A 25,807-nucleotide genomic window follows, 5' to 3' on the forward strand; every position below is an offset into this window, starting at 1 on the left:
GTGAAGATAAATGGAAATAACCAGTGAAAGTAATCCTACCATCAAGTTTGTAAAGGGATTACAAATCAAAAAAAATCGTATGAAATACAAACAATTTGTTATAGAGGGTCTGAGGTTTTTGCAAGAGGCACTGGAGCATGGGGTCGCTCTAGAGTATATCCTTTATAGCGATAGTGCAAAAAAAATTAAGGGTGGAGATGAGTTAATCCAACAAATAGAGGGAAAATATCAAATGTATCATTTACCCGACAAGCTGATGGAAAAACTCTCAGAAACTGAAAATCCCCAAGGTATTATGGCGGTTATTAATATGCCTGAGTATTCCCTTGACAGTCTTTCTGAAGAAAAGGAGCTTTTTCTGGTGGTATTGGACCGTATACAAGACCCTGGAAATATGGGGACCATTATTAGAACTGCTGAAGGAGCAGGTGCAAATGCAGTGCTGATTACTAAAGGCAGTGTTGACCCATACAACAGTAAAACCCTACGGGCCACCATGGGGGCAGTTTTTCATTTCCCTGTTGTTCAAGTGGAGGAGGACGAGGAACTAATCGAATTCCTAAAGAAGAATAAGGTCAGAATGGTTGCTACCCATCTAGATACTGAAAATACATATGATATGATCGATTACAAAGGAAGTATCGCTTTAATCATTGGAAACGAAGCCAATGGTATACAGGAAGGATTTGTTGCTCAGGCAGAGGAGATGATAAAAATCCCTATAGTTGGGAAAATTGAATCCTTAAATGCTTCCGTTGCAGCAGGGGTTTTAATTTATAAGGCATTTGAGAATCGAAGAAAATAAATTTTAGAAATTTCAAAAAACTCATGATAGTTTTATGGAACTGCCTTGTTTACGACCTTCACCTATGCTATAATTATAGTATAAATGGCTAAGTGAAGGAGTGGAGTTCCGTGAAAGATGCAGAGATTTTCTGGAGAATTTTTGAACTAACTGGTTCCATAAAAGCCTATATAATGTATAAAAAAATGATAATGAACTGAATAGATAAAAATGGCAATGATGGAGTAAGTACGTTGTAGACTGTTTTTCAGAGAGAAGATGCCTGAGGCTGGAAGCATCTTTAAAATAAGTGCAACAGAGGTTCCCTCCGGAGCTATAGGGCTGAAGTTTTAGTAGGCTTTATCGGTGGGCGCCGTTATTGTCAATGAGTGATGTGATATAACATTATTAGGGTGGTACCGCGGAGTTAACCTTCGTCCCTTTTGGGATGAAGGTTTTTGTTTTGCGAAAAAATACATTCAAATATATTTTTTATATAAGGAAGGAGACTGAACATGGAAGCTAGATTAAGAGAACTAGAAGAAGTAGCCAAAAACGAGATTCATCAGGCTAATACCTCAGATGAATTAGAAAAAGTAAGGGTTAAATACCTTGGAAAAAAAGGTGAACTAACAGAGGTTTTAAGGGGGATGGGGAGTCTATCCAAGGAAGAAAGACCTGTTGTAGGTAAGGTTGCTAATATCGTTAGAGAAGGCATAGAGGAAGCTTTACAAGAGGCTAAGAATCAAATAAAGAATAAAGAGCTACAAGCAAAACTTCAGGCAGAGGCCATTGATGTTACTATGCCAGGTAAGAGGATCAAGCTAGGAAAGAAGCATCCTCTAATGCAAGGAATGGATGAGTTGAAGGAAATCTTCATCAGTATGGGTTTTCAAGTGGCACAAGGGCCTGAAATAGAGACTGTATACTATAACTTTGATGCCTTAAATGCTCCTGTAAATCATCCTTCAAGGGATATGAGTGACACCTTCTACATAGATGAAGAGACAATTCTAAGAACTCAAACTTCACCAGTACAAGTAAGGGTTATGGAAAATAAAAAGCCCCCCATCAGAATCATTTCCCCAGGTAGATGTTTTAGAAATGATACACCTGATGCCACCCATACACCAATGTTCCACCAGTTGGAGGGATTAGTAGTAGATAAGGGAATCACTTTAGCAGACCTTAAGGGAACATTAGAAGTGTTTGCTAAGTACTTCTTTGGAAATCAAACTAAAATTAAATTCCGTCCCCACAACTTCCCATTTACTGAGCCAAGTGCAGAGATTGATGCTTCTTGTTTCAAGTGTTCAGGTTCTGGATGTAGCTTCTGTAAAGGCAGTGGCTGGATTGAGCTATTAGGAGCGGGTATGGTACATCCAAATGTCCTTAGAAATTGTGGAATTGACCCAGAAGTATATAGTGGTTTCGCCTTTGGTATGGGGGTAGATCGTTTAGTAATGCTTAAGTATGGTATTGATGATATAAGATTATTCTTTGAAAACGATATGAGATTCCTAAATCAATTTTAGTGATGGAAGAAGATCAAGATAATATGAGGAGGGGTTCTAATGTTAGTACCTTTGAAATGGTTAAAGGAATATGTTGATATAGATCAAAATGTAATTGAGTTTGGCGATAGAATGACAATGTCAGGCTCAAAAGTGGAAGGAATAGAGAGCTTTGGAGAGGGGATTAATGGTGTAGTTGTAGGGAAAATTGAGTCCATACAGCCCCATCCAAACGCTGACAAATTGGTAATTACCCAAATCAACATTGGGGATCAAACATTACAAATCGTAACTGGTGCAAAAAATATCAATGAAGGGGATTATATCCCAGTTGCCACTGTAGGGTCAAACTTAGCAGGAGGATTAAAAATCAAGAAGGGTAAGCTTCGTGGTGAAGTATCAGAAGGGATGTTATGTTCTCAAGAAGAGCTGGGAATTCCTATGAAGCTGATTCCCGAAGAATTAAAGGATGGCATCTGGATATTAGATAAACCCTATAAATTGGGGGCAAATATTTTTGATGTTGCAGAGCTTCAAGATGATATCATTGAATTTGAAATCACTTCCAACCGTCCCGATTGTTTAAGCATGATTGGAATGGCGAGGGAAGCAGTTGCTACTATTGGTGGTCGAGTAAAGCATCCTGAGGTGGCTATTAAAGCTGAAGATGAAACCACTACCTTTGGCGTAAAGGTGGATATCCATGATCAAGAGGGTTGTACTCGATATATTGCAAGAGTCATCAAAGATGCAGTAATCCAACCATCTCCCCTATGGATGCAACAAAGATTAATGAAGGCAGGTGTAAGACCGATCAACAATATTGTTGATATCACCAACTATGTAATGCTGGAGTATGGTCAGCCATTACACGCCTTTGATATGGACTACATCGCAGACAATAGCATCATTGTTAGAAAAGCCAATGATGGAGAAATCTTCAAAACCCTAGATGATGTAGAAAGACAATTGGATGAAACAATGACAGTAATTGCAGATACCACTAAAGCCCTTGCCATTGCAGGCGTAATGGGGGGCGAAGAGTCTGAGGTAACTGAAAATACAAAGACAATTCTATTGGAGTCTGCCCATTTCAACAAAGATCGTATCAGAGCAACATCAAAGCAAATCGGATTAAGGACAGAGGCATCTGCTAGATATGAGAAGGGTGTTGACTCAAATATCGCCAGTATTGCAGCAGACCGTGCTTGTCAGCTAATCGAAATGCTGGGGGCTGGAACAGTACTAAAGGAAAGCGTAGATGTTTATCCAGCTGCCAAAGAAGCAAGACAGTTGAAAATCAGACACGGTAGGATGAATGATCTTCTAGGCATTAAATTGACAGTAGAAGAAATGATCAATATATTAAAATCTCTTGAAATCTCAGCTGAGGAAGATGGAGAGCATTTAGTTGTGACAGTGCCAACCTTTAGGGATGATCTTCAGATGGAGGCGGATTTCTTAGAAGAACTTGGAAGAATATATGGATTTGATAAAATTCCATCCACTATGGCAAAGGGGAATATCGTCGTTGGTGGAAAGACCAATGGACAGTTAATTGAAGATAGGGCAAAGGAAAGTCTGTTATCCCTTGGATTCAATGAAATACTAACCTTTTCATTTGTTAGTCCAAAGAGCGTCGACAAGATTAACGTAGGGGAAAATAGCATTAAGAGAAACTTTGTAAAACTACTTAATCCATTAGGGGATGAGACAAGTGTAATGAGAACCAGTCTATTACCGAATATGATGGAGGTTCTATCAAGAAACGTGAATCATAAGGTGGAGGCTGCACGAGCTTTTGAGCTTGGAAGTATCTTTATTCCAAAATCTGAGTGTAATGCTAAAGACCCACTTCCATACGAAATTGCAAATCTAGTGATCGGTATGTATGGTAATGAGGACTTCTATAGTTTAAAGGGTGTAGTAGAGGCGTTATTTAACCGTCTTGGCATTAAGGACTTAGAATTTGAAGTAGAAAAAAATCATACCTCTTTCCACCCAGGTAGATGTGCCAACATTTTTGTTGGAGGCCACATCGTGGGAGTCATGGGGGAACTTCACCCACAAGTGGCAGAAAACTATGATATATCCAAGAGATGCTATATTGCAGAGCTGGATTTTTATCTCATGATGCAATTTACAAGAGTAACAACAATGTATAAGCCATTACCAAAATATCCAGCCATGACAAGGGATTTAGCTGTCATCGTAAAGGAAGAGATAATGGTAAGGGAAATAGAAAAAATCATTCAAGCAAATGGTGGAGATATACTGGAAAGCTTTGAATTATTCGATTTATATAGAGGAAATCAAATTCCAGAAGGTCATAAGAGTATTGCCTATACCATTACTTATCGACACTCGGATAGAACATTAACCGATGAGGAAGTAAATAAGGTACAGGATGCTGTTGTGGCAGGCATCAAGAGTGAAATAGGAGGAACACTAAGGGAGTAGGGAATTATCCTTAGCCTGTTAAAAAGCCATATTTTCTTTATCACCACAAGAACCTAGCACCCTTACGTATGTCTAGATACGCTGCGGTGGCTAGGTTTTTTTGTTCCACTAATCTAAAGCCTTATGAAGGGATTAGAGAAAAAAATATGTAAATCCAAAGAATAAAGCAGGAGTTTTAAGTTTTATCAAGAATTTAGTACTGAATATACAAAAATAGAATTAAAGTGAATTTTAAGGGGTGAAAAAGCAATGGAAAAGAAAAATAAAGTACTGATCAAGATTAACGGACAGGAATATCCAATAGTAGGGGCAGAACCAAAAGAATATCTTTTGAGGGTAGGAAGTTATGTTGATGAACGAATGGCAGAAGTAGCCCAAGGAAATAAAAGACTGAGTACTTCAATGATTGCTGTTTTGACCTCAATTAATATAACTGATCAATTACTAAAATTGCAGGAAGCCTACAGAGAGTTACACCAACAGCAATCCATCCCCATGAAGGAACTGGAAAAGACACAAGAGGAACTAGAACGGTCTGTAGCATTGTTGGCGGAAAAAGAAGAAGCCAACAAACTCTTGACAGAAAAATTAGAGCACTATTCTTTAATGAGGAACCAACAGGAAAACTATGACGAAATAGTCAAAAAGTTAGAAGAAAAAGAAAAGGACTTGAAAAAGGCAGAAGAAATCATCAATGACCTTCAAAACAAGCTCTTTGAAAGCCAGATTAAATTGGTGGAGACAAAAAGGCAGATGGAGGAACTTTTAAAAGAGAATGGATAATCAATAATTAATAATTAATAATTAATAATTAATAATGAATAATTAATGGCAGAAAGAATAAAGAAAAAGTAGTGATATCAGCATATTACTACTTTTATAAGTTTTTGTGTAGATAGGAGGACCCATGAACATACTTTTACTATTTATAGATGGTTTTGGAATAGGTGGGGATGATGGAGAAACCAATCCCTTTATAGATGCCAAGACGCCGAATTTAGATAAAATAAGAGAAAATCATATTGTTGTTCCCACAGACGCAACTCTTGGGGTGGAGGGAATACCCCAAAGTGCATCAGGGCAAACTACTTTATTAACGGGAATCAATGGACCAAAGGCATTGGGTCACCATTTAAATGGTTTTCCCACCCCTACCCTGAAAAAAATCCTTATGGAACACAGTGTTTTTAAACAACTCAAGGATAAAGGCTACAAAGTAACCAATGCCAATGCCTATACCACAGAATACCTCACTTATATGGGGAAAATCAAAGGAGTAAAATGGGGAATATCTGCCACTACAGTTGCTACAATGGCAGCAGACATCCCCTTTAGAGTAGAGGAAGAATTGATCAATAAAAAAGCAGTATATCAAGATATTATCAACGAAGTCATGATTCATGAATGGCAAATACCAGCGGAAAGCCTCACCCCCCATGAGGCAGGTGGCATCTTAGCAAAAATCGTTGCGGATCATCATTTTACATTGTTTGAATACTTCCAGACGGATATAGCAGGTCATCGTCAAAATAAAGAGAAAGCCATAGAAATTATTGAAAGATTAGACCAGTTTATTGGAGGAATATTGGATAAAATAAACCTAGAAGAAACCTTAGTCATCATCACCAGTGATCATGGAAATATTGAAGATCTATCCATCAAAACCCATACAATGAATCCAGTGCCTACAATGTTGGTGGGAAAATCAGCAGAAGTGATTAAGGATGATATTAAGGACTTAACGGATATTACACCAGCAATTGTCAAGGTGCTGGAAAAGAGTCAAGACTGATTAAGCATAATAAAGATTCATCAAGAAGTACAGACGAAGGAATTAAATCAATATACACTGAATAGAAATCAAGAAAGGTTGTTTAATTATGAGACAAATTGAATTACTTGCCCCTGCTGGAAGCTTTGAAGCCCTAAAGGCGGCCCTGCAAAATGGAGCCGATGCCGTTTATTTAGGAGGGACGGAGTTTAGTGCAAGGGCGTATGCTTCAAATTTTGATAGAGATACCCTACAAGAAGCGGTGGAATATGCCCATATCAGAGGAATGAAGGTCTATATCACCATTAATATCCTCATGAAGGATCATGAAATCCAAGGACTATTGGAGTATGTCAATTTCCTATATAACATTGACGTGGATGCAGTGATCGTACAGGATCTAGGGGTGATGATGTTGATACGGGAAGCATTTCCAGACCTAGAACTCCACTGTAGTACTCAAATGACCCTCCACAACACAAAGGGAGTAGAAAGTCTCAAGAAAATGGGAGTCAAAAGGGTGGTATTGGCTAGGGAGCTATCTTTAAACGAGATCAACGAAATCCATAAAAAAACAGGCATGGAGCTGGAGGCATTTGTCCATGGAGCCCTATGCGTTGCCTATTCAGGACAATGTCTAATGAGTAGCTTTATCGGAGGTCGTAGTGGTAATCGTGGAAGATGTGCCCAACCCTGTAGAAAACCCTATCAACTGGTATCCAGTAAAGGTGATCTAAATAATATTGATGAAGAATATCACCTCAGTATGAGGGATTTAAATACCTTTGAGGAGATTGGAAAATTAATAGAAAGTGGTGTCACCTCCTTTAAAATAGAGGGAAGGATGAAAAAGCCCCAATATGTAGCTTCCATTGTCCGATCCTATCGTCAAGGGATAGACCACTATCTCAAGAAGGGCAAAATCCTAAAGGATGAAGGACTACAGAAGGAAATGGCCCAAATGTTTAATCGGAAATTTACGAAGGGATACATATTTGAAAGCCCAAGGTCAGAAATCGTCAATACAGAAAAGCCCAACAATAGCGGGATATACTTAGGTAAAGTCCTGCAATATCAAGCAAAGACCAAAAGACTTCATATTAAATTAAAATCCTCCCTATCGGTGGGGGATGGTATTGAAGTTTGGCAGGGAATCGGTTCAAATGAAGGTGGAGTCGTAACCGCCATATATGTCAATCAAAAGCCCGTACCAAAGGCAACCACAGGTCAATCGGTGGAGATCGAGTTAAAGGGAAAAATCCAAGCTGGGGCAGATGTATATAAGACCCTTGATGTTGAAATGATGGATGAACTGGAAAGGACCTATGCCCATCAAGCAGAAAATAAAAAAGTACTAGTCTATGGTGAAATTAAGATTAATCTAGGAAAACCTATGGAATTAAGTCTGTGGGATGGAGCAAATCATCATGTCTACTCAAAAACAGACTTTATCGTAGAAAAGGCCCAGCGGGTAGCCTTGACGGAGGAACGGGTAATTGAAAATCTAAGCAAACTAGGTAATACTCCCTATTCCCTCGAAGAATTAAAAGTGGAAATAGATGACGGGGTGGCTGTCCCCATTTCAGTCATCAATGGGCTAAGAAGAGACGCCATTGACCAACTGACGGAGCTTAGAAAAAACCATTATCAGAGGAATGAGAAAGAAATCCTTCCCCAACCCTCTACCCTCTCCTATGTTGCTTTAGGAAAGAAATCAAATGATCATCCTTCACCAAGAATAACTGCAAAAGTAGACAGAGTAGACCTGTTGAAGGTGGTATTAGAAGAAGATATAGATGGTATTTATTACGGAGACTTCAACACCCTTTCAGAAGCCAGTAGCCTTTGTAGGGAGAAGGGAATACCTTGCTATTTTAGAAGTCCTTCCATTATGAAGGATCAGGACTACAATAGAGTTGCTGAAGAAATCAAAGGTATAGATCTACAGGGAGTGCTGGCAGGAGATTTAGGGATGATTAACTATACGAAAAATAACCTAACAGTACCAGTGATGGTGGATTACTCCCTCAATACAATGAATAGCTACACCTTCCATTACCTAGACCAACTTCAAGTACAGGGAGGGATTCTATCTCCGGAGCTGGATTTTAAGAACATCAAGGAGCTTAAAATTAATCCTCAACTACAGGTGGAGGCAGTGGTCTACGGGAAAATGTCTGTCATGACCATAGAGTATTGTCCACTACAACAACAAAAAGAATGTAATCATCAGTGTGATGATTGTAGAACAATTCCATATCATTATCGTTGGGGGCTAAAGGATCAAAAGCAAATGACCTTCCCCTTCGGAAAAGATTGCTGGGGTAGAACAATCTTACTAAATTCCCAAGCCCTTTATATGCTGGATAAGTTACCCGAATTCCAAAGCAACAATATTTTTAACTATAGATTAGAATTCACCGATGAAAAACCCCAAGACATAAAGGCCACAATCAATCATTGTCACCAACAAATGAAAAGATTACAAAAGGGACAAAAGCCACTGGAGGTGGAGGAGCTACAGCATTTAGTCCAGGAGGGCTTTACCAGAGGTCACTATTTTAGAGGTGTGGAATAGGATACAATTCAGTAAGATAAAAAACAGCTTAAGGAAAGTAATCCAACTGTGGCAACTTAGCAGTTGGGTTTGTTTTTTACTGGGAATTCCCTCTATTAGATGTTAAAATAATATTATTCCTCTTATTATTGAGGGAGATTACAGTGGAGAGTATTGATATTATATAAATTTTCACTATATAAAAAGAGAGGGTGTTGGAAGTGAAAAAACAAGAGCTGGAAACCCCATGTCTGGTGGTGGATTTAGATCGTCTAGAGGAAAACATAAAAGAAATGGCTCATCTGGCAAAGGAACATAATGTTGAACTATGGCCCATGATCAAAACCCACAAAAGTAAATACATTGTCCAACAGCAACTAAATATGGGGGCGAAGGGGATTTTGGCGGCAAAATTAGGGGAAGCAGAGAAAATGGTGGAGGCAGGAGTCCAAAGAGTCATGCTGGCATACCCCATCATTGGAGAAAAGAAGCTTGACCGTCTAATGGAACTAACCAAAAAAGCTGAGGTATATTGTAGTGTAGATTCCTTGGAATCAGCCACGATTTTAAATGAAAGGGCATTGAAGCAGCATATCTGCCGAAAGTGTGTTATCATCATAGATAGTGGATTAAATCGCTTGGGGGTAACACCAGAGGGAGTCCAAGGTTTATACGAATCTATTAAGGCGATGAAGGGGATTGAAATCGTTGGAGTCGCCACCCATGGTGGACATGTCTATGGTGCCACCAACATTGAGGGGGTAAAGAAAGCCGCCGAGGAAGAAATATCAGCCATCATGAAGTCGGCTGAAATTCTTCAAGAATTAGGTGTGGACTGTAGTATTATGGCGATAGGTTCTACACCGACAGTGAAACAAATAGAGGACTACAAGGGAATCAAGCAAATTAGACCAGGTAACTATGTGTTCTATGATGCAGTTCAAGTAGCCCTGGGGGCTGTACCTGTGGAGCGTTGTGCATTGAAGGTACTGGCAACCGTCATTAGTATTCCAGAGGCAGGTCGAGCTATCATAGATGCAGGTAGTAAAATCCTATGTCTCGATGCAGGGGCCCATGGCAATAACAATATTAAAGGATATGGTATTGTGGTAGGGTATGAAGATATTCTCATCAAGGGATTGTCGGAGGAGCTAGGAAAGCTCATCTATGATCCAGAAAAAATCAGCCTAAAGGTGGGGCAACAGGTGGAAATCATACCCAACCATGCCTGTACCGTAGCCAATATGGTGGAGGAAATCTATGGACTAAGAAATAATCAAGTGGAAACAATGATTGAAGTTACGGCAAGGGGAATATCTCAATAATGTAATGAGTATTAGTAGTTTATTTAATAGACTAAAGAAGACTATAGATGATGAGGAAGATTTATATTAATTTGTTTTATAAAAGTTAGATTGTGGGGATTTAAAATGAGTAAAGCTTTATATATTACAGAAAAACCCAGTGTAGCAATGGAATTTGCTAAGGTTCTAAAGATTAAAGGCCAACGGAGAAATGGCTATTTGGAGGCAGAGGAAGCCGTGGTTACATGGTGTGTGGGGCATCTAGTTACTATGAGCTATCCTGATGCCTATGATGAGGCCCTTAAAAAATGGTCTTTAAAAACCCTGCCCTTTTTACCAAAGGAGTATAAATATGAGGTTATTCCAACAGTCAAAAATCAATTTGATGTCATTCAGCAACTTCTTCACCGTAGCGATATTACCTCCGTCTATGTCTGTACTGACTCTGGACGGGAGGGGGAATACATCTATCGCTTAGTGGATTTAATGGTTGGGGTAGAGGGGAAGGACAAAAAGAGGGTTTGGATCGACTCCCAGACGGAGGAGGAAATTCTTAGGGGTATCAAAGAAGCAAAACCCCTCTCGGAATATGACCCCTTATCGGATTCGGCATTTCTAAGGGCAAAGGAAGACTATTTAGCAGGGATTAATTTCTCTAGATTATTGACCTTAATTTTTGGTAAGGTGATTGCAAAAAAACTTCAAAAAGAACATGTTGTTGTTGCAGTAGGAAGGGTAATGACCTGTGTACTGGGGATGATTGTTGACAGAGAGATTGAAGTGAGGAAGTTCGTCAAAACTCCTTTCTATAAAATCAATGGAACCTTTGGTAAAACTGAATCTGATGAATATATGGGAGAATGGAAGGCAGTTGAGGCTTCAAGATATCATATGTCCCCTATGCTCTTCAATGACAATGGTTTTAAAGAAAAAAGGGATGCGGAAAAATTAATCGAGGACCTAATGGGGAATGAAACCCCAGTAAAGGCTCAGATTGATAGTGTGAAAAAAAGTAAAGAGAAGAAATATGCACCCCTGCTATACAATCTAGCAGAGTTGCAGGCGGAGTGTAGTAAAAAATTCAAGATCAATCCGGACGAGACCCTGACCGCAGTACAAACCCTCTATGAGAAAAAGCTAGTCACTTATCCTAGGACCGATGCCCGTGTTCTATCAACGGCAGTGGCAAAGGAAATAAATAATCATTTAAAGGGTTTAATGGAGTTTCGGGGAAATACAAATATCAAAGATGGGGCAGCAAAGGTTTTACAAAACCAGTGGATTAAGAATATCAAATCCTCTAAATATGTAAATGATGATAAAATCACCGACCACTATGCCATCATTCCAACAGGTAAGGGATTTGAGAACTACAATAGGCTAAAGGAACTGGATAAAAAGATTTATAAATTAATTACCTTAAGGTTTTTAGCCATCTTCTATCCTCCTGCAGTCTTTCAAAAACTTGCTATTGTAACGGCAGTGAAGGGTGAGCTTTTTCAAACAAATCAAAAGGTCTGTGTAGAACAGGGTTATCTAGAAATTTTAAAGCCCGATTTAGATGATAAAGACAAAGGTGGAGAAGAAAACCAGTTCCTGAATAGTCTAAGAAAAGGTCAGCAGGTGGAGCTGAAGTCCTTAGAAATTAAAGAAGGAGAGACTACCCCACCCAAAAGATATACCTCTGGGTCCATCATTTTAGCTATGGAAAATGCAGGTAAATTGATAGAGGATGAGGAGCTAAGGGAGCAAATTAAAGGATCCGGAATAGGCACCAGTGCCACTAGAGCGGAGATTATTAAAAAACTAATGAGGATAGAGTACATTGATTGTCATGATAAAACCCAAGTATTAACCCCAACCTCCTTGGGGGAACTGATTTATTTAGTTGTAAAAAAATCCATTCCAGACCTATTGAATCCAAAGCTGACCGCCAGCTGGGAAAAGGGATTAGAAATGGTGGCTAAAAAGGAATTGCAAAAGGATGAGTACATGGAAAAGCTAGAAAAATACATTACTAGAAAGGTTTCTAAGGTGTTAAACAAAGCAAAGTAGACATAAAGTTTTTTATAAAAGATTAATGATATTAATGAATCTACCTTCAATATATGTTAATATAAAATATGTTGATTTTATTGCATGACATGTATATTTATTACATTTTGGAGGGATAAAATGGAGAAATTACATCAATACATTTCAGGATATATGAGTAAATGGTTGTCCATTGCTACCCTAGCAGGTATGGGAGGTGGCTTGGCGGCTGTTATGCTAAAAAAATCAATTATCTTTGTCAAACATTTCGGAGGAGGATTTCCCCTGTGGATTGCACCTGCCATTGGCGGCATTATAATCTCGTTAATATATTTATATGACCCCCATGCAGCAGGATTAGGTACCGACCACTATATAGATGCTGTAAATCTAGAGGAGCAATATCACCTTACTTTTAAGAATTTTTATACAAAAATAGCATCTACAGCCGTCACATTAGGATTCAAAGGAAGTGGTGGAGTAGAAGGACCTATGTTAATGATTGGTGCCAGTTTGACGGATGCCATAGCCAGTGTACCCATACTGAGAAGATATATATCTGGGCGGGAGTTTGATATTGTCACCATATGTGGTGCAGCAGGGGCTATTGGAGCGATTTTTCGTTCGCCCATAGGGGGTGGTATATTTGTTGCTGAGGTTCTTTATCATTCCTCACTGCACTATTCGGATTTATTTCCTGCCATCCTATCCTCAATTATGGGATTTGTAGTGTATAGGATGTTGGTTCATCCAACCCCAATGTTTGATATACCAGATTATCTACCTGATGTATCCAACATTCCCGTGTTTCTTCTATCTGCCATCGTTGCTGTTATATTATCGATTATATTTACGAAGGTATATACTGTAGTGTATAGGATGTTTTGTAAGTTGCCTGGAAAGAAAATTCATCCTATTATCGGAGGGCTTTTAACAGGATTAATTATTATGCAATTGCCGCAGGTTTCTGGGACAGGCATTGATGTGATACAAACCATGATTGATAAAAATTTACCGATTACCCTATTACTGCTACTGCTGGTTGGGAAAATGTTTGCTACTTCCTTTACAGTTGCCTCAGGAGGAAGCGCGGGGTTGGTGATTCCGGCACTGTTTATCGGGGCAATAGCAGGGAATAGTTTTTCTACGATACTAAAGGTGACAGATCCTGCTTTATCTTCCTCATTGGTGGTATCAGGGATGGCCGCTAGTTTAGCTAGTGTCGCCAATGTACCGATTGCCGCCGCCGTCATGTTGATGGAGATGGCTGGTTATAAACTAGGTGTTCCTGCTGCATTGGGAAGTATTATTGGTTATGCCGTAGGTCATAGTCATGTTATCTATGGAATCAGTTGCCCTGACGATTGGCAATACAATGATTTTAAAGAGATTAAAAAGCGGGATCGAAAGCATGGCGGCCATTAGAATTAAAAAGTTTATAATAATTAAAGAATAATTTAAAAACAATTAAAAGTTGGTGAAAATATGACTAAAGAATTTGATGATGCAATGAACAGGATGGCTCAAAATGTCGAAAAGAGAATAGTAAAAGCATGTAACAAATTGTACGGCTCAATTAAGAAGGATGACTCCTTTGAGAACTATCTTGATGGATTGACTAAAGCAGAGTTAGATAACATCAGAAGAAATATAGGACTTAAGGGTGTAAGTCAGTTTAGTAAGAAGAAGCTTATTCTTGTTTTAGCAGAAGAATTGCCAGTGCAAGTGGAGCAGTTATTGCTGATGTGCGGCAATGGAGAATTAAAGCTTATAAAACAACTGGTAAAAAACAATGGTAGACTGACTATTGCAGAGGAACATGAATATGAGATTGACATATTGAGAAAAAAAGGACTATGTTTTTCTGGAACATTTGAAGATGGTTCAACAGAGGTGTTTATCCCAATAGAGTTGTTAGACCCAATCCTACAGGTCCTCGATAGTCTAGCTTTTAATAAGCAAATTAAGACCATTAATGAAATCCTACAGGTGGTTAACGGGATTATATTTTATTATGGGATTTTAACTATTGATGAACTTTATGATTATGTTGTAAAAATTTTGGGAAAAGAGATAGACTACAATGTTTTTGTAAAGATTATTGAGAATGATGATGTCTATGAATCCGAGTTTGTATTTACCGGTCTGTACGTTCATCATCTAAATATGAACATTCCTGAAGAAATCCTAATGGAGCATTATTCAAGAGGGGATCTTCCCTATTATCCATTGACTCTAAAACAAGCACTAGAAGCTGGTAAGTCAGAGTATGAGGAAATCAATAGACATGATCTAAGGCTCATGGCCTTTTTAGATAGCCATTATGAGCTTAGTAAAATTGAGGCTTTGGATGAAATTAAAATTCTGAAGGATATGATTAGAAATCTTTGTCCTCCAGGGGAATTGCTGGAGTATTTTCAACAATTCTTTGAAATTCCCACCCAAGATGAACTACAAATGATACTAGACATGATAATAGGAATATATAACAATACTAGACAATGGGTCCTCAAAGGTCACACTTCAACGGAGATCAGGGGGAATCATCCTCTAGTCCCACAAGAACAGCCAGAAGCAATCAAAGTAGGTAGAAATGATACTTGCCCCTGTGGTAGTGGAAAGAAGTATAAGAAATGTTGTGGAAGATGATAAAAGATAAAGTATAACCAATAACGTGTAAATGGAATTCGTCGACCTCCAATAGCGTAAAAACTACTGGAGATCGACGAATTTTTGTTTTGGACTGAGTTAGTATACTATAGCTTATTGGAATAATTTCCTAAATTTATCATTCATATTGCGATTTGATTGACAATATGAATAAAATTTGAAATTTTTGTAAATATGCGAAAATGAACTTATAACATCATAATTTTAAATTATCTGATGATTTCTTTATGAATCTTGCCACTAATTTTGAAAATTAAGGAAACAATAGGTACAATAACAATATAGAAAGTATGGAAAGCAAGGAAAGTAGATATTAGTTATTTACTGTAATTTATTAGTAATGTATAATCAACTTAACTATGTATGTGGCTATAAGCAAAATGTTAGAAGTAAAAAATAGATAAGCAGGTGAAGAAATGGAAATTGCAAAAAATATTATTGAAACCAGTTTGAAAATGGTACAGAGCGGATTAGTAAAGGGGACATGGGGAAATGTCAGTGTTAGAAAAGAAAATCAACTATGGATTACCCCATCGGGTGTTACCTACGAAGATTTAACAGAGGACCAAATAGCTGTCATTGATTTAGAAAGCGGGGTACAAATAGGGGGAAGTCGAAAAGCCTCCAGTGAAATGCCCCTCCATAGAATGATTTACTTACATAATGAAGAAATCAATGGTATTGTCCATACCCATAGTATTTATGCCAGTGCCTTTGCAGCCATAGAGGAGGAGGTACCCTGCTATACGGAGGATCAAGCCCAGATTATAGGGGGAAGTATTCCAGTAGCCCAGTATGCTTTTCCAGGAACAGATGAACTAGGAAAAAATGTGGTAAAGGCTTTAGAAGATGGCAGATACGCAGTCCTCATGGCAAAGCATGGTCTTGTGGCTGTAGGAAGAAATCTAAAGGAAGCCTGGACGTCTGCAGAGGTGGCAGAAAAGTCAGCCCAGTTAGCTTCAATTGTTAAAGGAATGAATAAAGCACCAGGAGGGCTTTGTGAAAAGGAAATCGAAGATATGAGGCGAATCTATTTAGAGAGTTATAGTAAGACCAGTATAAAATAGGAGATAGATTACTTGTGAATATCAAAATATAATCATCAAAAGGTAGTATCAAAAATTAGTATCAACAATCAACCATAAGGTTTGGACTAATCTACTCTAATATAATGATTAATAAAAAGGGAGGAATTTTCTTGGAATATTTTCAAATGACTGAATCAACTGTAGAAGAATATGTTAAGAAGATTGGTATGTTTGCCAACGAATCAGTTCTTGCCACTAGAGAAGTAGGGGATGGAAATCTAAATCTAGTCTTTATCGTTAAAGAAGAGGCTACAGGTAAATCTGTAGTTGTTAAGCAGGCTCTACCCTATGTAAGGGTTGTAGGAGAAAGCTGGCCCCTAAGTATTGATAGAACAATCTTTGAAGCAAATGCATTGGAAATTCAAAGCAAATTGGCTAAAGGATTAGTACCAGAAATCTATCATCGTAATGATGACCTCGCTTTAATCATCATGGAGGACTTATCCCGTCTTGAACTGATGAGACATGGGATGATTAAGATGAAAAAATATCCGAAGTTCCCAGAGCATATGTCCACCTTTTTAGCAGATACATTATTTTATACTTCGGACCTATACATGGATTCAGAGGATAAGAAAAAGATGGTGGCAAAGTTCATCAACACTGAGCTATGCAAGATTACAGAGGATTTAATCTTCACTGATCCATATTTTGATGCAGAAAGCAATAATATCAATCCTGCCTTAAGACCTTACTTAGAGGAAGTCTTTTGGAAAAAGCAATACTTGAGACTAGAGACAGCAAAACTAAAATATAAATTTTTAACGGAAGCCCAAAGCTTAATCCATGGGGATCTACATACAGGTTCGATATTTGCTGGAGAAGAGGAAACAGTTGCCTTTGATACAGAGTTTGCCTTTGTTGGTCCATCTGCCTTTGATGTAGGGAAGGTGATTGGTAACTTCTTAATCAACTATGTTTCTTGGAGTGGTAAGGATGAAGAACCAGGGAAGGTGAAGGACTACCGAGACTATTTATTGGATTCCATCAATGGATACTACAACCTATTTGTGAAGAAGTTTAAGGCAAACTGGGACAAGGATGCCAAGGATGTCATCGCTAAAGTGGAAGGCTATCAAGCACACTATATGGAAAATATCTTCCGAGATGCTCTAGGCTTTGCAGCCGCGGTAATGATTAGAAGAATGCACGGTCTAGCCCACAACCTAGATGTGGATGGAATCGAAAATGAAGAAAAAAGAAAAGATGTACAAATTACTATTCTAGAGCTGGCGGAGGAAATTATGATGGATCGCTATAGTTTTGAAAATATCGAAGCAGTAACAAAGCTAGTGAAGGAAAGAATCTACTAGGATAATCTATTAGGAGGTATTGGAAGGATGACAACGGAATTTTTAAAGCCATTAGAGTGGAAGGACAACACCCTTTATATATTGAACCAATTGAAATTGCCAGAGGTGGAGGAATATAATCCTAAGAGAACTGTTGAGGAAGTATTCCACGCCATTAGAGATATGGAATTAAGGGGAGCACCTTTGATTGGTATTACAGCAGCATATGGAATGGCCATTGCTGCCCAACACATCAATAGTGAAGATCATTCGGAATTCATGGAGGAGATGCAAAAGCAAGCCAGCTACTTAGGAGAGTCAAGACCAACAGCGGTGAATCTCTTCTGGGCATTGAAGAGAATGATTGCAAAGGCCATGACCCTAGGGGAAGTATCTTTAGAAGAGAAAAGAAAAGTTCTTTTAGAAGAAGCTATGATCATCCATAAAGAAGATATCGCCATTAATCGAGCCATCGGTGAAAATCTGATCTCTTTATTAAAGGAAGACATGACCTTGATGACCCACTGTAATGCAGGTAGCTTAGCAACATCAGAATATGGTACGGCTACGGCTCCAATGTATATTGCAAAGGAGTTGGGCTGGGATATCAAAGTCTATGCCAATGAAACAAGACCCTACCTACAGGGGGCAAGACTGACAGCCTACGAATTAGCCCGTGGTGGTGTAGATGTTACCTTGATTACCGACAACATGGCAGGGTTCTTAATGTCCCAAGGAAAGATTGATGCCATCATTACTGGAGCAGATCGAGTAGTAGCAAACGGGGATACTGCCAACAAAATAGGAACAATGTCTTTAGCTGTTTTGGCAAAGTATTTCAACATTCCTTTTTATGTGGCTGTTCCGACCCCAACCATTGACCTTGATATGGAAACAGGAAAGGAAATTCCAATCGAAGAAAGAGGACATGAGGAAGTAACTAGTTGGTTTGGTAAACAAATCGCACCAAAGGATATTAAGGTCTACAATCCAGCCTTTGACGTGACTCCTAATGATTTAATCACTGCCATTGTGACGGAGAAGGGGATTGTGTATCCACCTTTTAATGAAAATTTAAAGAAGCTGTTTTAATTTAATACAAAAGAAACTGCAACTGCTTAAAAATAATAGAGGCAGTTTTCTTTTTTTGCAGGAAACTGAAAGATTAAATTGAATCTATTTAGATAGACGAAATTTGTTTTTAGAATGATGAAGGAGGAGATAAAATGAAATATAATGCATTAGAATATCCCTACACATCTCAACGGAGGGTAGTCTACGGAAGAAAGGGAATGGTGGCTACCTCTCAACCATTGGCGGCAGAAGCAGGAATGGAGATCATGAAAAAAGGTGGGAATGCCATTGATGCCGCCATTGCTACGGCAGCCTGCTTGACGGTGGTGGAGCCCACCTCCAACGGGATTGGTGGAGATGCCTTTGCCTTAGTATGGGTAAAGGATCAATTATATGGTCTAAATTCCAGTGGACCTTCTCCAATGGGCATCAGTATAGATAAATTGAAAAATGCAGGCAAAGAAGAAATTCCTAAGTTTGGATGGATTCCAGTAACGGTACCTGGGGCGCCAGCGGCTTGGGGAGAATTATCAAAAAGATTTGGTAAATTACCTTTGAAAGAAGTACTAAAGCCAGCCATTACCTATGCCAATGAAGGGTTCCCAGTTTCACCTGTGGCGGCGAAATATTGGGGTAAAGCTGTAGAAGCCTACAAAAAGCATCTTCAAGGACCAGAATTTCAAGAATGGTTCAAGGTGTTTGCACCAGAGGGAAGAGCACCAGAAGCAGGGGAGATTTGGAAATCACCAGGTCACGGTAGAACATTGGAATTGATCGCAGAATCCAATGGAGAAGCCTTTTATAAAGGTGAATTAGCAGACAAAATCCACGAGTTTTCAGTGAAGCATAATGGATATTTAAAGAAGTCAGACCTAGAAGCCTTCAAGCCAGAATGGGTGGATCCAATAAAAATGAACTATAAAGGATATGATGTATGGGAGATTCCGCCAAATGGTCAAGGACTCATCACCCTAATGGCTTTAAATATCCTAAAGGGATTTGAGTTTACAGAAAGAGAAAATATTGATACTTACCATATCACAATGGAGGCGTTAAAACTAGCCTTTGTGGATGGTCAAAAGTATATTACAGATTCAAGGGACATGAAGGTAAAGGTGGAGGAACTGCTTTCAGAGGAGTATGGAGCAGAAAGAAGAAAATTAATCGGGTCTGAGGCAATCCTACCAGAGGCAGGAACACCGCCAAAGGGGGGAACTGTCTATTTAGCCACTGCCGATGGAGAGGGGAACATGGTATCCTTCATCCAAAGTAACTACATGGGCTTTGGTTCTGGGTTAGTCGTACCTGATACGGGAATCGCCCTTCAAAATAGAGGTCATAACTTCTCAATGGATGAAAATCATCACAATGCTTTAGCACCAGGGAAGAGGACCTTCCACACCATTATCCCTGGTTTCTTAACTAAGGATGGTAAAGCTGTAGGACCATTTGGAGTAATGGGGGGCTTTATGCAACCACAAGGACACCTACAGGTGGTGATGAATACAATTGATTTTAATCTTAATCCACAGGCGGCCCTAGATGCTCCCCGTTGGCATTGGAGCAAGGAAAAGAGAATTGATGTAGAAAAGACCATGGCACCAGAAATCCAAGCTGCCCTAAAGAAAAAGGGACATGATCTTATCGAAGCGGAGGAATCAGGGGTATTTGGTAGAGGGCAAATCATCTGGAGGGACGAGAAGGGTGTCCTAGCAGGTGGAACAGAATCAAGAACCGACGGAGGGATTGCTGTTTGGTAATAAGAGTTAGTGGGGTGTTAGTATGTTAAAATTCATTCATATAGGGGATGTTCATTTAGATACTACCTTTTACTCAAGGGAAAGTGCTATTCGAGAAAAACTAAGGGGTAGTTTGAGAATGGCTTTTTTAGAGGTGATTGAGGCTTGTATACTAGAAAAAGTAGATGCCCTATTGATTGCAGGAGACTTGTTTGACAATCACCAACTATCCTTTCAGACAGAGGAATTGCTGATCAAGTCTTTTAATAGATTAAATGAACACAACATTAAAGTATTCTATGCCACAGGGAATCATGACCCTGGGGAGATACGTTCGAGGGTGGGGGCTATCCGATGGCCCGATAATGTAATGGTATTTGCAAATGATGAAATTTGTGATGTAGATGTTTCAAATCTTCAAGGAGAAATCATAGGTAAAATCATTTCTGTAGGACATAAGACAAATAGGGAATCTCGAAATTTAGTACAAGAGTTTCCTGTTAAAAGGGGTGATATTCCCCATGTAGGGTTAGTCCATGCCATGGTCACCAATGCCAGTGATGTTGAAAAGCACGACAGATATTTACCCTGCACCAAGGAGGATTTATTGGAAAAGGGTTATGACTTTTGGGCTTTGGGACATATTCATCAATACCAAGAAATCGGTGAAGCTACGAATATCTACTACAGTGGCAATCTACAGGGAAGACATCCTAGGGAAACTGGAGAAAAGGGTGGCCTACTGGTGACCATTGAGGAAAACGGATTGACTAAGGTGGAGTTCAAAAACTTTGCTAAGGTAATCTGGAGTACCCTATCGGTGGATCAACTGGAGGAAATGACCTCCTACAATCAAATGAAGGATTATTTAGTAGATTTAGCCACAAACCATTTAGAGGGAGGGTATGCTCCCTCTAGGATGGAGGGAATCCTACGGGTAGAGCTAAAGGGTAGATGCCCCCTAAGGGAGGAACTTCATGAGGAAGAAAACATCCGTCAACTGGAGGAGGATTTAAAATATCACTTTAATCTTTTGTCTGTGGAGGTAAAGACAGAGGAATTATTACCCCTACAAAATGTAGAAGATTACAGGGATGGAGATAATGTATTGGCAAAGATACTGGCTTTTTTGGAGGAAGTACAAGAGGTAGTTGAGGAAGGACAAGTAAAAGGGGAAGTTCGTGGAGAATGGGAAGAAAACCCGCTATTAGAAAGACTCCTAAAATTGCCCTTCGCCAATAAGGGAATGAAAACCAATGCAGAAAAGCTCCAATATATTAGTAAACTCCTAAAGGGATTGCCAGAACAAGCGGTACATCGAATGGTGGTGGAGGATCAATGAAGATTAAAAAACTGGAAATTATAGATTTTGGGAAGTTCAGCGACACCACATTAAACTCCTTAGATCAAGGTATGGTGGTGATCTATGGAAAAAATGAAGCAGGAAAAACAACCCTTTTTAATCTTATCAACTCTCTAATATTTGGTTTTTCACCTGCTAAGAGTGAAAATCATCCCTATTCCTCTTGGAAAAATGAGAGAATTGAATTTAAAAGTGTAATCACCACAGATGAAGGAGAAGAGGTTCATTTATATAGAAGACTCTTAAGTAGTCCAAAGGGACAAATGACAATGGACGACAATTTAATTGAGTTGAAGAATGCCCCCCTCCCCTTTGCAAATCATATTTCCTGGGAAATCTATAATAAAATCTATTCTTTAAGGGTGGAGGATTTAGTCGAAATTCAGGGGAAGGCTTGGGACGAGGTTCAAGACAAGCTTTTAGCCAATTTTGGCAATATCAATATTAGAAATACGAAAGATGTAATCAAAGAAATAAATGAAGAGGCAAATACAATCCATAGGCATAGTGGTCGAGGAAAAACTTTAGTAAAGGAAATTGAAACAGAAATTCAGGGGCTGAAAAAGGAAAAGCAAGAGGCCTTGGCAACTCAATCTCGATTAAAGAACTATGACCAAAGATTAGCTGTAACTAAAAGTAAAATCGAAGAAAAAACCGAGGAAAAAATCATCCTAAAAGTGCAGTTGAAAAGGGCAAAACAATTGACTCCCATTAAAGCAATGATTTCTGAGGTGGAGGAATTGAGGAGACAACAGATAAAAAATCCTTTATTGGAGTCCCTCTCCCACAATGTAGGAGAGAAATTGCAGGAGTTGGAGGAACAACAACAGAACCTACAAAAAGCCATAGAGCGTAAAAAGGATGCCATTTCAGAAAAACAGGAAAAAATCCACGACTTTACGACAGAGGAAAACTTAATTTTATCTAAAAAGGACCAGGTGGAGGAGGAATATAAAAGGCACCTTAAACTAGAAAATCTGAGGGCGGAAAATCAACAACTGCAACAGGAAACCCTACGGATTGAGGATCGTTTGAAACAGGAATCCCGTGACCTTTTCACTAAGGATATTACCGAGGATATTGAGGGAGAAACCCCTCAAAGGATTAAAGGATTAAATATTCCCGAGTTAGGACTGATGATTACCGCCCAGCAAAAAGCTAAAGAGGGCTTACGGGAGGTGGAGGGACTACTTCATTATCAGCATCAGCAGAAAAAAGAGGTCAAGACATCTAATGCCTACATAGTAGCTGGAATTGTTGGGTTTCTTCTAATGGTGCTAGGTTTGGTATTGAATTTAACTCCGCTACAGGTACTTGGAGGGATCGCCATCATCTATGGTGTCACCGATTGGATGAATGGACACCGAATTAAAAAGCAACTGATGGAGGAAGTAAGGGGATCAAACAAGGAAAAGGATCTTTTACAGAGAAAACAGCAGTTGACTGTGGAACTGGAAGAAAAGCAAAAGGAAATCTTTAAAAAATTTGAAGCCATACCAATTCCTAAACTGGTGCTGGAAAATCTACAGGAATTGTTTTTAACTAATCTAATCAAGGTAAAGGATTTGATTTATCAGTTGGAGGATAAGAAAAGATCTCTAAAGGATAAGCAACAGCAGGAGGACGTGGTATCTAAGGAGATAACCCAATTCTTAGAGCAATTCAATAATAAAGATATGGAGGCAGGGCAACAGTTTCTATATCTTAAGAGGATGATTCCTCTATTTGAAAATAAGAAAGTCATTAATCAAACCCTGAAGGAGGATTTAGCAGAACTGGAGAGAGGATTAAAGGAGTTGCAGGATACGCTACAGGATTCTGTTTCTACTTCTGAGGTGTTGATGGAGAAGTTAAAGGCACTTGGGGGTGGCTCCAAAGAGGTAGGTCTAAGGACTTTAAAAGAAAACCAACATCTTCAAGGGAAAATCTACCTTATGGAGGAACAACTGAATAAAATACCTGACCTTGATTCTCTAACGAAGGAAATTAACAGCTATCCCCAAGAAGAGGCTTGGATTTTTTCTGATTTAGAAATAGAACGGGCAGAGGAAAAGGTCGAGGAAATAGAAGGAAATCTCCAAAACCTAAAGGATGAGAAAAAGGAGCTGGAAATCATAATCCAACAGTTATTGAAGTCAGTTACTTTGGATGAAATTGAAAGTAGAATTTTACTATTGCAGACAGAGTTAGTAAAAGCCTTTGAAAAAAGAGATGCCCTCATGCTATTGGCAGAGGTAATGGGGAGGGCAGAAGAACTCTTTAGGGAAGAAAATCAACCGGATGTACTGAAAAATGCCAGTAGGTATCTTGACCTCATTACAGGAGGGAAATATACCACCATCTATCTGGAGGAAAGCCAAGAGGGGACGACAATTCTTTTAAAGGAAAAATATAACCCAATACCTAGAAGGGTTACGGAAACCTTCAGTAAGGGAACCCTCCATCAACTCTATTTATCCTTAAGATTATCATTGATTGATCATTTAGATGGTAAGGGTGAAAACCTACCTATTTCCTTTGATGAATTATTAATCAATTGGGATGAGGAACGTCTAGATTATAATCTTCAACTCCTAAAGGAAATCAGTAAAAAGAGACAAATCTTTATGTTTACCTGCCACGATTGGATGGCAAGGAAAATTGAAGATGCCTTTGGAGTACAGCGGATCCAGTTAGATTAAAAGGAGGTGGACTTATGCCATATACCTATATGCTGGAATGCAATGATGGGAGCCTCTACACAGGTTGGACAGTAGACTTGGAAGCCCGTCTAAAGACCCACAACAAAGGAACAGGGGCAAAGTACACCCGTTGCAGATTACCTGTAAAGATGGTCTATTGGGAAGAACTACCCAATAGGAGTGAAGCCCAAAAGAGGGAGGCTGCTTTGAGGAAACTTAGTAGGAAGAAGAAGGAGAAACTTATAATGGAGACTAGTCAGACTCCAATAGACTAGCGTAAGCAATTCCACTTTTGAATATCCCTTAACCCTTTTGAGTTTTCCATGTATCGTTAATAAAGAAAATGTCAATGATACACCTAAGTATTACTTAGGAGGGAAAAGGATGAAAGTACCAAAACATATCGGAATTATCCCAGATGGCAATCGGCGTTGGGCAGAGGGGCAGGGACTTACAAAAGAAATGGGATACGACAAAGGTTTAGACCCAGGATTAGAACTCTTCCGCCTTTGCAAGGAGCAAGGAATTGAGGAAGTCTCATATTATGGATTCACGATGGATAATACAAAACGGCCTAGTCAGCAAACTAGAGCCTTTACAGATGCCTGCATCAAGGCAGTAAAGATGCTGGCGGAGGAAGATGCCTCACTTCTGGTCTTAGGAAATACGGATTCCCCCATGTTTCCAAAGGAACTTTTGCCCTTTACCAAAAGAAAAGCCCTTGGCAAGGGAACCTTAAAGGTGAATTTCTTAGTCAACTATGGTTGGCAATGGGACTTAGGACATCTTACTAAAAATGAAGATGGCATCAAGACAAATTATTATGGAGGGCTTAAATCCAATGATGTCTCAAGAATAGATTTAATCATCCGATGGGGAGGAAGAAGGAGACTCAGCGGGTTCCTACCAGCCCAATCGGTATACGCTGATTTTTATGTAGTGGATGAATATTGGCCAGATTTTAAACCCCAGCATTTGTATGATGCGCTTGACTGGTATAGGCTACAAGATATTACCCTAGGAGGGTAGTAGCCTGTTGAAAATACCCTATCTTCTGCGTCATTTCAAAAGACCAGCATTCTCGCGTATTATTTATACGCGACGATCGCTGGTCTTTCTTATTCCTTGAATATAGGGCATTTTGAACAGGCTATGCCAGTTGAAAAGCTGTCATCTTCTGCGTCACTTCAAGAACACAGCACCCTTGCGTATTATTTATACGCGTCGTTCGCTGTGTTCTTTTGTTCCTTGAATCTAACGGCTTTTGAACTGTCTACTATGATCATTGAAAATACCCTATCTTCTGCGTCATTTCAAAAGACCAGCATTCTCGCGTATTATTTATACGCGACGATCGCTGGTCTTTCTTATTCCTTGAGTCTAGGGCATTTTGAACAGGCTATGCCAGTTGAAAAGCTGTCATCTTCTGCGTCACTTCAAGAACACAGCACCCTTGCGTATTATTTATACGCGTCG

19 protein-coding genes and 1 other annotated feature are annotated in these 25,807 nt (G+C 39.1%); all 19 genes read left to right on the top strand.

Annotated features, from left to right (window positions below; all coding sequences use genetic code 11):
* The first annotated feature begins 10 nt into the window (after positions 1-10).
* The gene (locus JOC73_RS12280) at positions 11-805 is read left to right on the top strand and encodes a TrmH family RNA methyltransferase (RefSeq protein WP_204403662.1); all 795 of its coding nucleotides are present in this window, start codon (positions 11-13) and stop codon (positions 803-805) included.
* A 207-nt stretch (positions 806-1,012) separates the two neighbouring features.
* Positions 1,013-1,229: a binding site (T-box leader), on the top strand.
* A 70-nt stretch (positions 1,230-1,299) separates the two neighbouring features.
* Positions 1,300-2,319 (top strand): phenylalanine--tRNA ligase subunit alpha, encoded by a 1,020-nt coding sequence (gene pheS / locus JOC73_RS12285; protein ID WP_204403664.1) that lies wholly within the window; start codon positions 1,300-1,302, stop codon positions 2,317-2,319.
* Between the two features lie 39 nt (positions 2,320-2,358).
* On the top strand, positions 2,359-4,758 hold the full coding sequence (gene pheT / locus JOC73_RS12290) for a phenylalanine--tRNA ligase subunit beta (protein ID WP_204403666.1): 2,400 nt from the start codon (positions 2,359-2,361) through the stop codon (positions 4,756-4,758).
* Between the two features lie 249 nt (positions 4,759-5,007).
* Positions 5,008-5,541 carry a cell division protein ZapA gene (zapA, locus tag JOC73_RS12295; RefSeq protein WP_204403668.1) on the top strand — a complete coding sequence of 178 codons (534 nt, stop codon included), beginning with the start codon at positions 5,008-5,010 and terminating at the stop codon, positions 5,539-5,541.
* Between the two features lie 124 nt (positions 5,542-5,665).
* On the top strand, positions 5,666-6,550 hold the full coding sequence (locus JOC73_RS12300; protein WP_204403671.1) for an alkaline phosphatase family protein: 885 nt from the start codon (positions 5,666-5,668) through the stop codon (positions 6,548-6,550).
* Positions 6,551-6,638: 88 nt separating this feature from the next.
* On the top strand, positions 6,639-9,107 hold the full coding sequence (locus JOC73_RS12305; protein ID WP_204403673.1) for a DUF3656 domain-containing U32 family peptidase: 2,469 nt from the start codon (positions 6,639-6,641) through the stop codon (positions 9,105-9,107).
* Between the two features lie 200 nt (positions 9,108-9,307).
* Complete coding sequence (locus tag JOC73_RS12310; RefSeq protein WP_204403675.1) at positions 9,308-10,411, top strand: alanine racemase; 1,104 nt, start codon at positions 9,308-9,310, stop codon at positions 10,409-10,411.
* A gap of 105 nt (positions 10,412-10,516) precedes the next feature.
* On the top strand, positions 10,517-12,445 hold the full coding sequence (locus tag JOC73_RS12315) for a DNA topoisomerase (protein WP_204403677.1): 1,929 nt from the start codon (positions 10,517-10,519) through the stop codon (positions 12,443-12,445).
* A gap of 120 nt (positions 12,446-12,565) precedes the next feature.
* Positions 12,566-13,849, top strand: coding sequence for a chloride channel protein (locus tag JOC73_RS12320; protein WP_204403679.1), 1,284 nt, complete (start codon positions 12,566-12,568; stop codon positions 13,847-13,849).
* 60 nt (positions 13,850-13,909) lie between these two features.
* Complete coding sequence (locus tag JOC73_RS12325; protein WP_204403681.1) at positions 13,910-15,073, top strand: YecA family protein; 1,164 nt, start codon at positions 13,910-13,912, stop codon at positions 15,071-15,073.
* A 437-nt stretch (positions 15,074-15,510) separates the two neighbouring features.
* On the top strand, positions 15,511-16,161 hold the full coding sequence (locus JOC73_RS12330; protein WP_204403683.1) for a class II aldolase/adducin family protein: 651 nt from the start codon (positions 15,511-15,513) through the stop codon (positions 16,159-16,161).
* A gap of 131 nt (positions 16,162-16,292) precedes the next feature.
* On the top strand, positions 16,293-17,495 hold the full coding sequence (mtnK, locus tag JOC73_RS12335; RefSeq protein ID WP_204403685.1) for an S-methyl-5-thioribose kinase: 1,203 nt from the start codon (positions 16,293-16,295) through the stop codon (positions 17,493-17,495).
* Positions 17,496-17,522: 27 nt separating this feature from the next.
* Positions 17,523-18,566 carry an S-methyl-5-thioribose-1-phosphate isomerase gene (mtnA, locus tag JOC73_RS12340; protein ID WP_204403687.1) on the top strand — a complete coding sequence of 348 codons (1,044 nt, stop codon included), beginning with the start codon at positions 17,523-17,525 and terminating at the stop codon, positions 18,564-18,566.
* A 134-nt stretch (positions 18,567-18,700) separates the two neighbouring features.
* The gene (ggt, locus tag JOC73_RS12345) at positions 18,701-20,308 is read left to right on the top strand and encodes a gamma-glutamyltransferase (RefSeq protein WP_204403690.1); all 1,608 of its coding nucleotides are present in this window, start codon (positions 18,701-18,703) and stop codon (positions 20,306-20,308) included.
* A gap of 22 nt (positions 20,309-20,330) precedes the next feature.
* Positions 20,331-21,629, top strand: a complete 1,299-nt coding sequence (locus JOC73_RS12350; protein WP_204403692.1) for a metallophosphoesterase family protein — start codon at positions 20,331-20,333, stop codon at positions 21,627-21,629.
* Positions 21,626-24,331 (top strand): ATP-binding protein, encoded by a 2,706-nt coding sequence (locus tag JOC73_RS12355; RefSeq protein WP_204403694.1) that lies wholly within the window; start codon positions 21,626-21,628, stop codon positions 24,329-24,331. The genes JOC73_RS12350 and JOC73_RS12355 overlap by 4 nt, the downstream gene beginning before the upstream one ends.
* Before the next feature lie 14 nt (positions 24,332-24,345).
* Positions 24,346-24,606 (top strand): GIY-YIG nuclease family protein, encoded by a 261-nt coding sequence (locus JOC73_RS12360; protein ID WP_204403696.1) that lies wholly within the window; start codon positions 24,346-24,348, stop codon positions 24,604-24,606.
* Between the two features lie 109 nt (positions 24,607-24,715).
* Positions 24,716-25,360 (top strand): undecaprenyl diphosphate synthase family protein, encoded by a 645-nt coding sequence (locus tag JOC73_RS12365; RefSeq protein WP_204403697.1) that lies wholly within the window; start codon positions 24,716-24,718, stop codon positions 25,358-25,360.
* Positions 25,361-25,609: 249 nt separating this feature from the next.
* Positions 25,610-25,807, top strand: a 198-nt coding sequence (locus tag JOC73_RS12370; protein WP_204403699.1) for a hypothetical protein, incomplete at its 3' end; no start/stop codon positions are given.

Origin of the sequence: Alkaliphilus hydrothermalis, from assembly GCF_016908555.1 — a bacterium.
Lineage (GTDB): Bacteria > Bacillota > Clostridia > Peptostreptococcales > Natronincolaceae > Alkaliphilus > Alkaliphilus hydrothermalis.